Below are 14,718 nucleotides of genomic sequence, written 5' to 3'. Positions count from 1 at the left end.
CCCCCATGAGCCCAGCCAATCCAGCCAGCCCTGCCCCGTTCCGCGTTGCCGCCGTCCAGACCGTGACCGGCACCTCGCTCGACGCCAACCTGGCGCGCGCCGAGGCGCGCATCGCCGAGGCCGCCGCCGGCGGTGCCGAGCTGGTGCTGCTGCCCGAGTATTTCTGCATCATGGGCCGCGCCGAATCCGACAAGGTGGCCGTGCGCGAGCACGACGGCGACGGCCCGGTGCAGCAGTTCCTGGCCGACGCGGCGCGCCGCCATGGCATCTGGCTGGTCGGCGGCACGCTGCCGATGTGGTGCGACGACCCGCAGCGCGTGTACAACACCTCGCTCGCCTTCAATCCGCGCGGCGAGCGCGTGGCGCGCTACGACAAGATCCACCTGTTCGGTTTCACCCGCGGCACCGAGAGCTATGACGAATCGCGCACCATCCTGGCCGGGCGCACGCCGGTCAGCTTCGATGCGCCCTGCGGCCGGGTGGCGATGTCGGTGTGCTATGACCTGCGCTTCCCGGAGCTGTACCGCGGCCTGGCCGCCGACGGCGGCACCAGCCTGATCCTGATGCCGGCCGCCTTCACCTACACCACCGGGCAGGCGCACTGGGAAATCCTGCTGCGCGCCCGCGCCATCGAGAACCAGTGCTATGTGCTGGCGGCGGCGCAGGGCGGCAAGCACGAGAACGGCCGGCGCACCTGGGGCCATTCGATGCTGGTCGACCCGTGGGGCGAAGTCCTGGCGATGCTGCCCGAGGGCGAAGGCGTGGTCGGTGGCGTGATCGACCCGGCGCGGCTGGAGGAAGTCCGGCAGAACCTGCCGGCATTGCGGCACCGGGTGCTGTAGCATGTACGCAACTGCGGGGGCCGATGGCGCCCTCGCCCACAGGATTGTCTGCCGCGCCGGCCAGCCCGCGCGGCCCAAGGAAAAAAAGGACCTCTCATGAACGCCGGCGATCTCGGAATCCGCAACCTGGCCACCGCGCAGCAACTGCTGCTGGCGCCGTACGGCCTGGACGAAGCCAGGCTCCAGCGCGTGCTGGCCGATATCTTCACGCACAAGGTCGACTACGCCGACCTGTACTTCCAGTACACCCGCAACGAGGCCTGGAGCCTGGAGGAAGGCATCGTCAAGTCGGGCAGCTTCAGCATCGACCAGGGCGTGGGCGTACGCGCCGTCTCGGGCGACCGCACCGCCTTCGCCTACTCGGATGACATCAGCCTGCCCGCGCTGTCGCAGGCGGCAGCCGCCACGCGCACCATCGGCAAGGCCGGCAGCGGCCGCGTCAAGGTCGCCGGGGAGCTGGCCACGCACGCGGGGCGCAACCTGTACACCCCCAACGATCCGCTCGACTCCATGAGCGCGGCGGAAAAGGTGGCGCTGCTGGAGCGCATCGAGCGCATGGCACGCGCCAAGGACCCGCGCGTGGTGCAGGTCATGGCAGGGCTGGCCGGCGAATACGACGTGGTGCTGGTGGCGCGCAGCGACGGCGTGATTGCCGCCGACGTGCGCCCGCTGGTGCGGGTCTCGGTCACGGTGATCGCCGAACAGGGCGGGCGCCGCGAGATCGGCTCGTCCGGCGGCGGCGGCCGCTATGCCTACGGCTATTTCACCGACGACCTGCTGCAGCAGTACGTGGACGAAGCGGTGTCGTCGGCGCTGGTCAACCTGGACGCGCGCCCGGCACCGGCCGGCGCCATGACCGTGGTGCTGGGCCCGGGCTGGCCCGGCGTGCTGCTGCACGAGGCGGTCGGCCACGGCCTCGAAGGCGACTTCAACCGCAAGGGCTCGTCGGCGTTCGCCGGCCGCATGGGCGAACGCGTCGCGGCCAGGGGCGTGACCGTGGTCGACGACGGCACGCTGGCCAACCGCCGCGGCTCGCTCAACCTCGACGACGAAGGCAATCCGACCCAGTGCACCACGCTGATCGAGGACGGCATCCTGCGCGGCTATATCCAGGACACGCTCAACGCGCGCCTGATGAAGATGCCGGTCACCGGCAACGCGCGCCGCGAAAGCTATGCCGCGCTGCCGATGCCGCGCATGACCAACACCTACATGCTCAACGGCGACAAGGACCCGCAGGAGATCATCGCGAGCGTCAAGCGCGGCCTGTATGCGGTCAATTTCGGCGGCGGCCAGGTCGACATCACCAACGGCAAGTTCGTGTTCTCGGCCAGCGAGGCCTACATGATCGAGGACGGCAAGATCACCTACCCGGTCAAGGGCGCCACCCTGGTCGGCAACGGCCCGGAATCGCTCAAGGACGTGACCATGATCGGCAACGACATGCGGCTGGATTCGGGCGTGGGCGTGTGCGGCAAGGAAGGCCAGAGCGTTCCGGTGGGCGTGGGCCAGCCGACGCTGCGCATCGAGAACATGACGGTGGGTGGGACCGCCTGAGGCCGCTGGTTTGCTCCCTCTCCCGCTTGCGGGAGAGGAGTACCCAATCAGCTAGCCAGACGGCCCTCTCACGGCCGCACCTCATACACCAGATTGAACGGCGTCTGCGCCGCCCGCCGGAAGCTGCGGAAGCCCGCCTGCTCCGCCACCGCGCGCATGCGCGTCTCGCCCGCCTGCGCGCCCAGGCACAGGCCGACTTCCTGCGAGCGCGATGCCGGCGTGCAGATGAAGGTCGACGCGGAATAGAACACCCGGCCCACCGGGTTCAGGTTCTGCTCCAGCGCGTCGTTGGCAAAGGGTTCGACGATCATCCAGGCGCCGTCGGCGCGCAGGGTCTCGCGCACGTGGCGCGCCGCGCCGACCGGGTCGCCCATGTCGTGCAGGCAGTCGAACACCGCCACCAGGTCATAGTCCTTGCCGTCGTAGTCCTTGGCGCTGGCCACTTCGAAGCGCACGCGCTCGGACACGCCGGCGCGGCGCGCGGCCTCGGCCGCATGGCGCACCGAAGGCTCGTGGTAGTCGAAGCCGACGAAGCGCGACGCCGGAAACGCCTGCGCCATGATGATGGTCGACGCCCCATGGCCGCAGCCCACGTCGGCCACCATGGCCCCGGCCTTGAGCCGCGCCGCGATGCCGTCGAGCGCCGGGATCCATTCCGACACCAGGTGCGCCGCATAGCCGGGCCGGAAGAAGCGTTCAGTGCCGTGGAACAGCGCGGGGTCGTGCTCGTGCCAGCCCAGCCCGCGGCCATTGCGGAAGATGTCGATCATCTTCGGAATCGCGCGGAACTGCGCCACCGCGATCTGGAACGCGCCCGGGATAAAGGCCGGGCTGCCTTCCTGCGCCAGCGCATAGGCCTGTTCCTCGTTCAGGCTGAACTGCCCCGAACCCGCGTCATAGTCGACATAGCCGCTGGCCGCCTGCGCCGACAGCCATTCGCGCAGGTAGCGCTCGTCGGTATGGGTCTTGGCCGCCAGCATGGCGACGGTCATCGGTTTTTCCGCCAGCGCCTTGTACAGCCCGAGTTCATCGCCGACGACCACGGTCGCGGCATGCATCACCGCGCCGATATCGCCGACGAATTTTTCCATGAAGGCATTCAGCCTCGCTTCATCGACGCTCATGATGCACCTCCCCGTGCCCACTGCTCCCCGCTTCCAATATAGCCATCGGCTATGCCCGGAAAAGCCGAAAAGCGACGGCAACAGCAACCTCGCAAGGCATCGCCGAAATGCAAGGCGGGTGGGTGCGCCAGCGCACGGCATGGCTGCGGCGACACTTGCCAACCCCGGCAAAAGGCGCTATAAAGATGCTTCGTCGCGCGGCCAGCAGCCAATGCGCAACGAAAATTATCGAAGCGGCGCGCAATTTCCTGCCTTTCTGCCACGCAGTGCAGCATAAATCCAGCGCCCGCGAAGAAAATCGTTTCAAGCTGACCCAAGCCAACGCCTTTTCCCGCCATGTCCGCTAAGTTTTACTTTTACTTTTTTGGCGATCTCACACCGCTGGCGGATAGGGAGGGATGGCTGTAAGCAGCGCCCCGAATACAAAAAAACCGCCAGCGACCCTGGCGGTTTTTTTATACCCCTTTGTTTTCCCACTCACTCACGACCTCACAAGAATCCTGGAGCCATCATGCTGAAGAACACCGACGACCTGCGCATCCGCGAACTCAAGGAGCTGCTGCCGCCCGCGCACCTGATCCGCGAGTTCGGCTGCTCCGAACAGGCTTCGGACGTGATCTACGGCGCGCGCCAGGCCATGCACCGCATCCTGCACGGCATGGATGACCGGCTGATCGTCATCATCGGCCCGTGCTCGATCCACGATACCCGCGCCGCGCTGGAATACGCCAAGCTGCTCAAGGTGCAGCGCGAGCGCTTCGCCGGCGAGCTCGAGGTGGTGATGCGGGTGTATTTCGAGAAGCCGCGCACCACGGTGGGCTGGAAGGGCCTGATCAACGACCCGCACATGGACGGCAGCTTCAAGATCAACGACGGCCTGCGCACCGCGCGCGAGCTGCTGCTGACCATCAGCGAAATGGGCGTGCCGACCGGCACCGAGTACCTCGACATGATCAGCCCGCAATACATCGCCGACCTGGTCAGCTGGGGCGCGATCGGCGCGCGCACCACCGAGTCGCAGGTGCACCGCGAGCTGGCGTCGGGACTGTCGTGCCCGGTCGGCTTCAAGAACGGCACCGACGGCAACGTCAAGATCGCGGTCGACGCGATCAAGGCCGCATCGCAGCCGCACCATTTCCTGTCGGTGACCAAGGGCGGACATTCGGCGATCGTGTCGACCTCGGGCAACGAGGACTGCCACGTGATCCTGCGCGGCGGCAAGGCGCCCAACTACGACGCCGCCAGCGTGCAGGAAGCCTGCGACGCCATCGCCAAGGCCGGCCTGGCCTCGCGCCTGATGATCGACGCCTCGCATGCCAACAGCAGCAAGAAGCACGAGAACCAGATCCCGGTGTGCGCCGAGATCGGCCGCCAGATTGCCGCCGGCGATCAGCGCATCATTGGCGTGATGGTCGAATCGCACCTGGTGGCCGGCCGCCAGGACCACGTCCAGGGCCAGCCGGTCGACGAGCTGACCTATGGCCAGTCCGTCACCGATGCCTGCATCGGCTGGGACGACTCGGTCAAGGTGCTCGAGGGCCTCGCCGAGTCGGTGCGCCAGCGCCGGCTGGTGTCGGGCAGCGGCAACTGAAGCGCAGACGCAAGCAACGACTGAAGCAACACGGCGGGCACTCAGCCCGCCGTGCTACATCCGGCTGTCGTGCATGGCGCCGCCGCTGAGGTCGGCCAGGTCCGGCGTCACCTCGGCGTAGCGCAGCAGTTTCCCACCATGACGGGCAGCGAAGGCGGCCGCATCGCGTTCCGTGCTGAAGCTTGCCAGCGTCGGCCCCATCGATCCGTGGCGCCGGCTGCCGGCCACGTAGACGCCGGTGGTGGCATCGAACCAGTGGCCGCGCGGCCGCTCCCAGTCGGCGCGGGCCATGTCCTGCACGAAGGCCGCCTGCACCGGCCGCACCTGTTCCGGCCGCAGCAGCGCGTGGAACATCTCCACCGTATCGCAGAACCAGTGCGGGCGCGCCTCGCCCACATAGAACACCTGCGCCTTGGGCCCGGCGTAATCGGCCAGCAGCATGCCGTCCAGCGCGCAGGCGGTGGCGGCGTCGAACTCTTGCGGCCGAGCCGGGGCTTGCGGCTTGCGGCCGCAGCCGGCGAGCAGCACGGCGCTGCCGGCAAGCGTCAGCAACAGGTGGCGGCGAGGCCATGAGAACGGGGTACACAGCGGGGTACACATCAGCGGAAACTCCTGGCGGCAAGGGCCAGCGGCACGGCGATCCACGCCAGCAGCGCCGCGCCGGTCGGCCAGGGGCTGGCCAGCGCGGGCGGCACGATGCTGGCAACGCCCCCGGCGCTGCGCAGCTGGTCCAGTGAAAAGGCATTGACGATGCGAAACAGGTCGGCGGGGTTGAGCAACAGCAGCCACGCAATCCAGTCGATGGCGGCATGCTGTGCGTCCGCGCCGCTGCCGGCGACCAGCATGCCGAGCAGCAGCAGGTCGAACACCAGCACGAAGAAGAACCACAGCCCGATCGCCAGCCCCGACGCCTGCGCGCGGTCGCGGCTCAGCACCGACAGCCACAGCGCCAGGCTAAGGAACGCCAGCCCCAACAGCACCGCACTGGCGACGAAGCCGAGGGTGTGATACAGCCCCGCCCAGCCGAACTGGCGCGCCAGCAGCAGCGCCATCAGCGCAAAGCCGCCGGCCGTGGCCAGCACCAGCGCGGCGGCCAGGCCGAGGTACTTGCCCAGCAGCAGCTCGCCGCGCGTCAGCGGCAGCGACAGCAGCAGGTCCAGCGAGCCGCGCTCGCGCTCGCCCACCACCGCGTCGAAGCCGAGCAGCAGCGCGATCATCGGCACCAGGTAGATCACCAGGCTGGCCAGGCTGGTGATGACGAGCTCCAGCGAGCGCGGGCCCAGCACGCCCTGCTCCGCGCCACCGAAGTAGCCGATCGCCAGCGACAGCGCCGTGAACACCGCCGCCACCGCAAGCACCCAGCGATTGCGCATGCGGTCGCGGAATTCCCTGCCGGCCAGCGTGGCCACCTGCCGGGCGTCGAACCACTCGCTCATGCTTGCCCCTTCATTCCGAGAAAAAGATCCTCGAGCGACGGCTCGCGGATCTGCAGGTCCAGCAGCCGGCCGGCGAGCGGTTGCAGCGCCGCCAGCACCGTCATCTTGGCGGCGGGCGCACAACGCACCGTCAGTGCGTCGGGCAGCGCACTGTCGATCTCCAGCGCAGGCAGCGCGCTTAGCCGCCGCAGCGCCTCGTCGCGCGCGCCCGCCTCGACCCGCAGCACCAGCGTCAGCGGCAGTCCGGCCCGGGCGCGCAGCGCCTCGAGGCTGCCCGCGGCCTGCAGCCGGCCCCCGGACAGGATGGCGAAGCGGTCGATGCGCTGCTGCAGCTCGGCCAGGATGTGCGAGGTGATGACGATGGTCACCCCGCGCGCGCGCAGCGCGTTCAGCATGGCGTAGCAGTCGCGGATCGCGGCGGGGTCCAGGCCGTTGGTCGGCTCGTCCAGGAACAGCACGCGCGGCGCGCCCAGCAGCGCCTGCGCAAAGCCCAGGCGCTGGCGCATGCCCTTCGAGTATTCGCGCACCGGACGCGCGGCGGCACAGGACAGGCCCACCTGCCCGAGCATCGGCGCGCAGGCTTCCGCCTTCACGCCCTTCAGCCGCGCGAAGAAGCGCAGGGTCTCAAGGCCGCTCAGGTTGTCATGGAGCACCAGATGTTCGGGCAGGTAGCCGATGCCGCGGCGTGCCGCACGAAATGCGCGGCTGCCCACGTTGGCACCGGCCACGCGCAAGGTGCCGTGCGTCGGCGGCAACAAGCCCAGCATCATCCGGAACAGCGTGCTCTTGCCCGCGCCGTTATGGCCGATCAGCCCGAGCAGCTCGCCCTGCCCCACGCTCAGGCTGACATCGTCGACGGCGCGCAGCGCGCCGAAGTGCTTGCTGACGTTGGACAACACGATGGCATCCATGGCCGGTTCAGCGGCTGGCGTCGGCCGGCTCATGCCATTGCCTCCAGTCGGCGCGGGCCGGACGCATGCGCGGATATTGATCGACCACTCCCGGCGCACGGATCACCGGAAACTGGCGCCCCGCCAGCCGCAGCGCCTGCAGCGCCGGACTGCCCAACAGCAGCGCCACGCCCGGATAACGCCAGCTGAGCCGGTCGACCACGTCATTGGCCCGGTACGGGATATCGCCCACGCCATCGGCATCGCGGTCCCAGCCCAGGTAGTTGCTCCAGTAGTTGCCTTGCGCGCGCTCGGACCGGTCGCGTCCGCCCCAGGCCTCGTCGCGCGCGCCGACATAGCGCACCGGCTCGCGGTTGCCGATGAAGTCGTTGCCCTGCACCACGTTGCGCGTCGATCCCGCCGACAGGTGCACGCCGATGGCGTTGCCGAGCACCAGGTTGCCGCGTAGCTGCGCATACTCGACATCGTAGATAAAGAACCCGCGCTGGTTGTGCGCGACCACGTTGCCTTCGATCACCGAGTCCTGCAGCGTGCGCAGCATGATGCCGTGGTCGGCATTGGCCCAGGTGCGGTTGTTGCGCACCACCTGGTCGCGTACTTCCATCAGCGCCAGTCCGCCGCGGTTGCGGTAGCTGTCGTTGTTCTCCCACAGGTTGTGGTACGAGTTCATGTAATGGGTGCCGTAGCGGCTATGGTGCAGCCGGTTGCCGCGAAACACGGCATGGTGCGAGACGTCAACGTAGAGCGCGTCGCGCACAAAGCTGATGTGGTTGTCGAGAATGCGCGCGCCGCGCGTGTTGTAGAGCTGCACGCCGTTGCCGCGCTGCGCCGAGTTGTAGTCGCGCTTGCCGGTGATGGTGTTGGCCTCGACGCGGACCTCGTCGGCCTTTTCGATCCACAGGCCGAACAGGTTGTAGGTCAGCTCGCAGTGCCGCACTACCGCGCGGTGCGCGCCCGGCTGGATGTAGATGCCGGCGTTCTGGTCCTTCAGGCTGTCGCCGGAGTCGCGCACGATCAGCCCCTCGACCGTCACGTCGGGCGCGGCGATGCGCAGCGTATCGCCGCGCAGCGCGCCGCTGAGCGTCGGCCGCGCGATGCCGCGCAGCACCAGCGGCCTGGCGACGGTGAAGTTGCCGGTGTAGTGGCCGCGCGCGATCTCGATGGTATCGCCGGCAACAGCGGCATCGATCGCCGCCTGCAGCGACTGGCCGGGCTGCACGCGCCAGGTCGCTGACTGCACGCAGCCTGCCTCGCACGCAAGCCATAGGAGTGCGATACCGGACAGCAGCTTCATGCGGCCAGCATCCCCATCGCCTTCAGCGCCAGGAACATCATGGCGCCCACCAGCAGGTTCTTGAAGCCGACATAGCTGAGCATGTCCATCACGGTGGCGCGACGATGGCGGCCGCGCCACCACGGGCCATCCTTGACATAGCGCTTTGCCGACAGGCGGATCAGCACCTCGTAGAGGCTCCAGCCCAGCCACCAGCCGATCACCGCGCCGGCGCGCAGTTGTCCGCTGGCCGCCAGCGCCCACGCCACGGTTGCCGCCAGCGCGACCGCCACGCCCGCCAGCTGCAACGCCGCGGCGGAGCGCCAGCCCTGCCCGCTCCAGGGCAACAGGTGGTCCCACAGCTCGGCGAAGAGGCGCGCGGCGCCCTTGGTGGCGGCGTAGTGCGGCGCTACGGGCTCGGTCGGCATGCGCGGATCGGGGTCCGACGGTTGTGCCGCGGCGGCCGTTACCGGCACCAGCGGAATGAAATACCCGTCGCGGCCCACCGGCGTCAGCGGCAGCCCGTCGCGCTCGCGCCGCTTGCGCTCGCGCGCCAGCGGCGGGCAGCCATGCGTATCGGTATAGAGCACCATGCAGTCGAGGCAATGCAGGCACTCGCGCTGGTCGATGCGGCCATCGGCATCGATCGCCTGTGCGCCGCAGCCCGCCGCACACGCCTTGCAATGGTTGCAGTCCGGCTTGCGCCGCAGGCCGAACCAGCGGAACGTGCTCGGCATTGCCAGCGCCGCGCCGAGCGGGCACAGGTACTTGCAGTAGGGACGTTCGATCAACAGCGACAGCGCCAGCAGCGCGCACGCGAACAGTCCGTAGGGCCACGCGCGATTGGCGATGCCGACCAGGAAGATGGTCTTGAACGGCTCGATCTCCGCCAGCCGCTCGGCCAGTCCCATCGAGAACACCGACACCGCCAGCAGCGCGAAGAACACGCCGTACTTGACCCACTTGAGCCGGTCGTGCCAGCGCCGTGGCAGCTGCCGCTGCCATCGCTTCAGCCCGAGCAAACGGCCGAGCTTGTAGAGCGCCTCGGACAGCGAGCCGAACGGGCACAGCCAGCCGCAGAACAGCCCGCGCCCGAACAGCAGCACCGTGACGATGATGAAGATCCAGAAGCAGAAGATAAAGGGATCGCTCAGGAACAAGGCCCAGTCCCAGCGCAGCAGCAGCGCATGGAACCACGTCAGCACCTGCGTCACCGAAGGCTGCGCCATCGCGCCAAACCCCACGAAGACGATGCTGATGGCCCACGCCGTGTACTTGAACGCATTCACCGGCCACTTGTGCTTGTGGGTGGCGCGCCGCGTCAGGCGGTCGCGCAGTGCGTAGACCAGCGTGACCGCGCCCAGCAGCGCCACGAACAGCGCGATGGCGCCGGCCTGCCGCCGCCAGACCTTGCGCCACGGCGCCTGCGGCACGTCGATGCGAGGGCGCCCGCCCTGCAGCAGCGCCGCTGGCAACCAGTACGGCGCGTCGAAGCTGGCAAAGCTGCGCGTGCCGGTGGCGCGATCGACCCGGTTGCCGAGGAACGACAGCTTCCAGGGATACGCCGCCGAGAACGCCGGCGAACGGATCAAGAAGATTGCCGACTCGGTCGGCGCCGGCGCCCCCGGCGCGGCCACGCCATAGAGGTTCAGGTAGTCGAGGTCGCGGAAGGTGAAGGCGTCGGCGTCCTGGCGCACCTGCACCCGGTCATAGATGCCGCCACGCACGAAGCCGGAACCCTTGAACGACTCGGTGCCCGCGGTGCGGATCACGAAGATGGCGTGTTCGCCCGGCCGCAGCTGCGCGCGCAGCCCCTGCCAGCCGGCATCACCCAGCACGCTGCGCGCGAGATCGGGATGGTTGAGGTCGCCGAACCACAGCTCGATAAACGGGCCCCCGCCGCCCGGCAGCCCGACCTGCGCGGGCTGCACCAGCAGGCGCTGCACCGCCCCCATCGCCACCAGCTGCGGCCAGCTGTAGTGCGTGCCGCTTTCAACGAAGCGCGCCGTGGCGCGTTGTGTCGGCGACAGGATGCCGACCTGCCGCGCCACCGCCGCGCCCGCCGTGGTCAGCACCTGGTTCTGCGCGATCACCGTCACCGTGGCGCCCGAAATCGCATCGACACCGACCACGCCTTCGTCGGGACGCGACTGCCCCACTTCGATCTTGTCGGCGACCGACTTGCCGACGTACTGCCGGTTGAAATCCAGCAGCGCCGATTCCGGGATGCCCAGCAGCAGGATCGGCTCCGAATGCTTCAGCACCTTGACGCCGGCATAGCGGCCCTGCGTGTCCATGCCGATCAGCGTCACCACCGGCTTGCCCGAGTACGCCGGGGTATCGGTGATGTCGGTGGACAGCATGACGTAGCCGAGCCGCTCGCGCGTGCCGCCGGGGCCGGTGCGATAGCCTTCGACATAGGGCGGCTGGCCCATGCGCTGCGAGAACTCGGTGGCGCCGGGCAGCACCTGCGCGCACGGCACCAGTGCGCACAGGTCGGCAGCCGTGGCCAGCTGCGGCGGCAGCTCGGCCTCGTAGGCGCCCGCATGCGCCGGCGAGAGCAGGCCAAGCGAGAGCAGCCACGCGGCCAGGGCCGCGACCAGTCCTTTGAAGATTGCGTGCATCATGGAAAAGGGGCGCTACGCCAGGCCGGCTCAGGCCTCGACGATCATGCGGCTGCGCATCTCGAGATGCAGCGCGTGGCAGAAGTGGGTGCAATAGCACCAGAACACACCGGGCTTGTCGGCGACGAAGGTCACCGACGCCGTCTCCTGCGGATTGACGATGAAGTTGATGTTGTACTTCGGGATGGCAAAGCCGTGCGTCAGGTCCTCGATCTTGTCGAGGTTGGTCAGGATCAGCGTGACCTCGTCGCCCCGCTTCAGCCTGATCTCGCGCAGGCTGAACACCGGCGCCTGCGAGGTGAGCTTCACCGTGACCTTGCGGCCGTTGCGGAACACGCCGGACTGTTGCGCATCCTTGATTGCCAGCGGGAAATCGTCGAGCGCGTAGACCTGCTTCGGCCGCAGCAGCTCGCGCCGGAAGATGATGAAATCGTGCGGCTCGCTGTGCACGGGGTGGTCCGCCAGCAGCACCATCTTGTCGCCGGAGATGTCGATCAGCTGCTCGTTCTCGGCGTGCAGCGGACCCACCGGCAGGAAGCGGTCCTTGGAGAACTTGCAACCCACCGCCAGGAATTTGCCGTCGGCGGCGACGGTCTCGGATTGCGAGGCATTGAGGTGGCCGGGCTGGTATTGCACGTCGAGCCGGTCGACCACGTATTTGGCGCTCTTGTCGCCCCGGTGGAAGCGGATCGCCGCATCGAGGTTCCACTTGACCACCTGGCTGTCCAGGAACAGCGTGGTGTAGGCGTTGCCGCGGCCGTCGAAGGCGGTATGCAGCGGCCCCAGCCCCAGCTCGACTTCAGCAACGATGGCGTCGTCCAGCTTGGCCAGCTTGCCGTCGAACCAATCCAGCACCCGGGCCAGCTCGATCACCGTGCCGGTCGGCGACAGCTTGCCGGCGCAGATAAAGTACTTCTGGTCGGGGCTGGCGTTGACACCGTGCGGGTTCTTGGGCACCGACACATAGGCGGTCAGCGCCGTGGCCGGGTCCTGGTTGGCGGCATGCGTGCCGTCGACCACCGGCACCCGGGAATCGCCGATGGTCCTGAACTTGCCGGCCTTCACCGCGGCTTCGATGCGGGCAATGTTGAAGAACAGGCAGGCATCGCGCTCGGCCGACATCATGTCCTCGAAGCGCACGCCCATTTCCACGTTGTACTGGTTGGTCGCGGCCAGCTTGCCGTCGTACGAGGTCGCCACCAGGTCGCAGTTGCCGTCGATCAGCACCTGCCAGCGCACCGCCATCGATTCGGCGTCGACGCAGGTAAACAGCGAGCGGTACTTGCTGCCGTCCTCGGTCGGCGCATTGGGCAGCGGCACGCCGAACTCGGCGCCGCAGAACACGCGCGTGGTGTAGTTGATGCTGGCGTCGACGGGATCGCGCTTGTCCGGGAAGATGCCGTGGAAGCCCTGCACATTGGGCAGCTCGGTGATCTTGTCGCAGATGAAGTAGTCGAGCCGGATGCGTGCCAGCCGCGCATTGATCTTGTCGTTGATCCAGGCATAGCGGCCGTCGTAGTTGCCGTCCTTGTACGAGGCATGCACGTGATGGGTATCGCCGACGGTGTACTGCAGGCTGCCGTCGGCGCGCGTGCCCATCACGCGCTTCGACTCATTGGTGATGCCCCACCCCGTCAGCGCGTCCGGCACGAAGCACGGAATCCGGTGCAGCTCGCGCCCGGAGGGCAGGCCCAGCACGCGCATGTCGCCGGCATGGCCGCCGCTCCACAGCCCGTAATAGGTGTCCAGCTCGCCGGGCTTCAGGTGCACCGCGGTAGCGGTGTTGCCGGCATGGCCGGCATGGGCACCGGCGCCGCTCGCGGGCGTGGTCGCGACCGGCGCACCGCCGTTGTCGGTGCACGCGGCCACGCCGGCAAGGCCGGCGAGCGCCGCGGTATTGATGAAGCGCCGCCGTCCGGGCGCAGCCGGTGCATCGTGGGTCGGCAGGGGATGCTGCGTATGCCTGGTCATCTTCGTTCCTCGAACCGTCATGGCAAAGGCGGAGTCCGCTCCGCCGGCTTGCTGCTTGTGTTGTCTTGTGGTGGCTTGCTGCTGCCGGCTACAGATGGTCGAAGCAGTTGGCGCGATCGAGCTTGATGATCGTCATGGTTCTCTTGAATATTCATTATCGATGCATGTTTTTCTCCGGCGACGCGGACAGAATGGCGGTACGGCAAGGCTCGCCGCCGCTTTCGCGATCGATACCACCTCGTCATGCGCTTCAAGACCCTACTGCCAGCACAGCCTTCCCTCCCCCACTTTGACCACGCTGACCACATCGACCGCCGGCGCCGCGCCCTCGTCCGCGGCGCCGCGAGCGTGCCGCTGCTCGCCACCGCGATGTTCGTGCGGCCGGCGCTGGCCGATCCCTCGGTCACGCGTGCATCACGCCGCTTGCTGGGCACGCGTGTCGACATCGTGGTGCAGGACAACTGCCACGGCGCGGTGCAGGCCGCCCTCGCCGCGGCCTTTGGCGAGATGGCGCGGCTGGAGCAGTTGATGAGCCGCTATCGCCCTGACAGCCAGGTCAACGCACTGCAGCGCGCGGCCGGGCGCCACTCAGTGCACGTCTCGCCGGAATTGATGACGGTGCTGCAGGCCGCCGCGGCCGTTTCGGCACGATCGCGTGGTGCCTTCGATATCACCGTCGGAGCGTTCGCCGGCTGGCGCTTCGGCGCGGATGGCAACCGCTTGCCCGATGCCGCCGAACTGGCGCGCGAGCGCCCGCTGGTGGACTACCGGCAAGTGCGGCTCGACGCCCGCCGCGGCAAGGCCATGCTGGCCCGCCCCGGCATGCGCCTGGACCTGGGCGGCATCGCCAAGCTGCCGATACTCGATGCGGGCATGCAGGTGCTGAGGCGCCACGGGCTGGCCAATGCGATGATCAACGGCGGCGGCGATGTGCTGGCCATGGGCCAGTTGCAGGGACGGGACTGGCGCATCGGCCTGCGCGACCCGCTCGCGCCGGCACGGCTGATGGGCGTACTGCAGGTGAGCGACGCCGTGGTGGCGTCGTCGGGCGACTACGAGCGCTGCTTTGTCGCCGGCGGCCGGCGCTATCACCATGTACTCGATCCCGCCACCGGCCTGCCGTCGGCCGGGCCGCACGGGGTGACGATGGTGGCGCCGACCGTGGCGGCGGTCAACGGGCTCGGCGCCGCGCTGATGGTGGCCGGCCGGGCGGCCTGGGCACGGCTTACTGGCGACAACGCCGCCGTCGACGGGCTGATCGTGGGCGACGGCGGCCGATGGATGTCCGCCGGCATGGCGCAAAGGTTGCGGCTGGCCTGAACCCGTGGCGGCGGACGAAAAAAAAGCCGCTTCCAGCGAAGCGGCTTGCTTGCCTGCGGCCAGCGCCGC

12 protein-coding genes are annotated in these 14,718 nt (G+C 68.5%); 5 read left to right on the top strand and 7 right to left on the bottom strand.

Annotated features, from left to right (window positions below):
- Positions 1–5: 5 nt before the first annotated feature.
- Entirely contained in the window at positions 6–842 is an 837-nt protein-coding gene (locus tag AC3FMM_RS14795) for a carbon-nitrogen hydrolase family protein (protein ID WP_115708866.1), read from the top strand.
- Between the two features lie 96 nt (positions 843–938).
- A complete protein-coding gene (gene tldD, locus AC3FMM_RS14790) occupies positions 939–2,399 on the top strand; it encodes a metalloprotease TldD (RefSeq protein ID WP_115708864.1) in 1,461 nt (486 codons plus the stop codon).
- A 68-nt stretch (positions 2,400–2,467) separates the two neighbouring features.
- Here the strand turns inward: tldD and AC3FMM_RS14785 are convergent, their stop codons facing one another.
- A complete protein-coding gene (locus AC3FMM_RS14785) occupies positions 2,468–3,523 on the bottom strand; it encodes a class I SAM-dependent methyltransferase (RefSeq protein WP_115708862.1) in 1,056 nt (351 codons plus the stop codon).
- A gap of 185 nt (positions 3,524–3,708) precedes the next feature.
- Here AC3FMM_RS14785 and AC3FMM_RS14780 point away from each other — a divergent pair, with 185 nt between their 5' ends.
- Together AC3FMM_RS14780 and aroG are read left to right on the top strand one after the other, a co-directional pair.
- The gene (locus tag AC3FMM_RS14780; protein ID WP_172581727.1) at positions 3,709–3,870 is read left to right on the top strand and encodes a hypothetical protein; all 162 of its coding nucleotides are present in this window, start codon (positions 3,709–3,711) and stop codon (positions 3,868–3,870) included.
- A 164-nt stretch (positions 3,871–4,034) separates the two neighbouring features.
- Positions 4,035–5,114: a 3-deoxy-7-phosphoheptulonate synthase AroG gene (aroG, locus tag AC3FMM_RS14775; RefSeq protein WP_092313941.1), complete on the top strand. Its 1,080-nt coding sequence runs from the start codon at positions 4,035–4,037 to the stop codon at positions 5,112–5,114.
- A 54-nt stretch (positions 5,115–5,168) separates the two neighbouring features.
- On the opposite strand, the gene AC3FMM_RS14770 is transcribed toward aroG, so the two are convergent.
- From AC3FMM_RS14770 to nosZ, 6 genes are read right to left on the bottom strand one after another with little or no spacing between them, the layout of a single operon-like run.
- Positions 5,169–5,714, bottom strand: coding sequence for a nitrous oxide reductase accessory protein NosL (locus AC3FMM_RS14770; RefSeq protein ID WP_115708861.1), 546 nt, complete (start codon positions 5,712–5,714; stop codon positions 5,169–5,171).
- The gene (locus AC3FMM_RS14765) at positions 5,714–6,550 is read right to left on the bottom strand and encodes an ABC transporter permease (RefSeq protein ID WP_473703057.1); all 837 of its coding nucleotides are present in this window, start codon (positions 6,548–6,550) and stop codon (positions 5,714–5,716) included. Before AC3FMM_RS14765 ends, AC3FMM_RS14770 begins: the two co-directional genes overlap by 1 nt.
- Positions 6,547–7,461 (bottom strand): ABC transporter ATP-binding protein, encoded by a 915-nt coding sequence (locus tag AC3FMM_RS14760; protein WP_488686873.1) that lies wholly within the window; start codon positions 7,459–7,461, stop codon positions 6,547–6,549. The genes AC3FMM_RS14765 and AC3FMM_RS14760 overlap by 4 nt, the downstream gene beginning before the upstream one ends.
- 7 nt (positions 7,462–7,468) lie before the next feature.
- Positions 7,469–8,755 (bottom strand): nitrous oxide reductase family maturation protein NosD, encoded by a 1,287-nt coding sequence (locus AC3FMM_RS14755; protein ID WP_326346785.1) that lies wholly within the window; start codon positions 8,753–8,755, stop codon positions 7,469–7,471.
- A complete protein-coding gene (locus tag AC3FMM_RS14750; RefSeq protein WP_488686921.1) occupies positions 8,752–11,358 on the bottom strand; it encodes a 4Fe-4S binding protein in 2,607 nt (868 codons plus the stop codon). Before AC3FMM_RS14750 ends, AC3FMM_RS14755 begins: the two co-directional genes overlap by 4 nt.
- Before the next feature lie 30 nt (positions 11,359–11,388).
- Positions 11,389–13,329: a TAT-dependent nitrous-oxide reductase gene (gene nosZ, locus AC3FMM_RS14745; RefSeq protein ID WP_326346784.1), complete on the bottom strand. Its 1,941-nt coding sequence runs from the start codon at positions 13,327–13,329 to the stop codon at positions 11,389–11,391.
- Between the two features lie 369 nt (positions 13,330–13,698).
- On the opposite strand from nosZ, the gene AC3FMM_RS14740 reads away from it, so the two are divergent.
- The gene (locus AC3FMM_RS14740; protein ID WP_473703081.1) at positions 13,699–14,649 is read left to right on the top strand and encodes an FAD:protein FMN transferase; all 951 of its coding nucleotides are present in this window, start codon (positions 13,699–13,701) and stop codon (positions 14,647–14,649) included.
- The last annotated feature ends 69 nt before the right edge of the window (positions 14,650–14,718 follow it).

The organism is Cupriavidus sp. 207A1, assembly GCF_057798955.1.
Note: the sequence above shows the minus strand (reverse complement) of the source record. Positions and strands in the feature narration are given on the sequence as shown.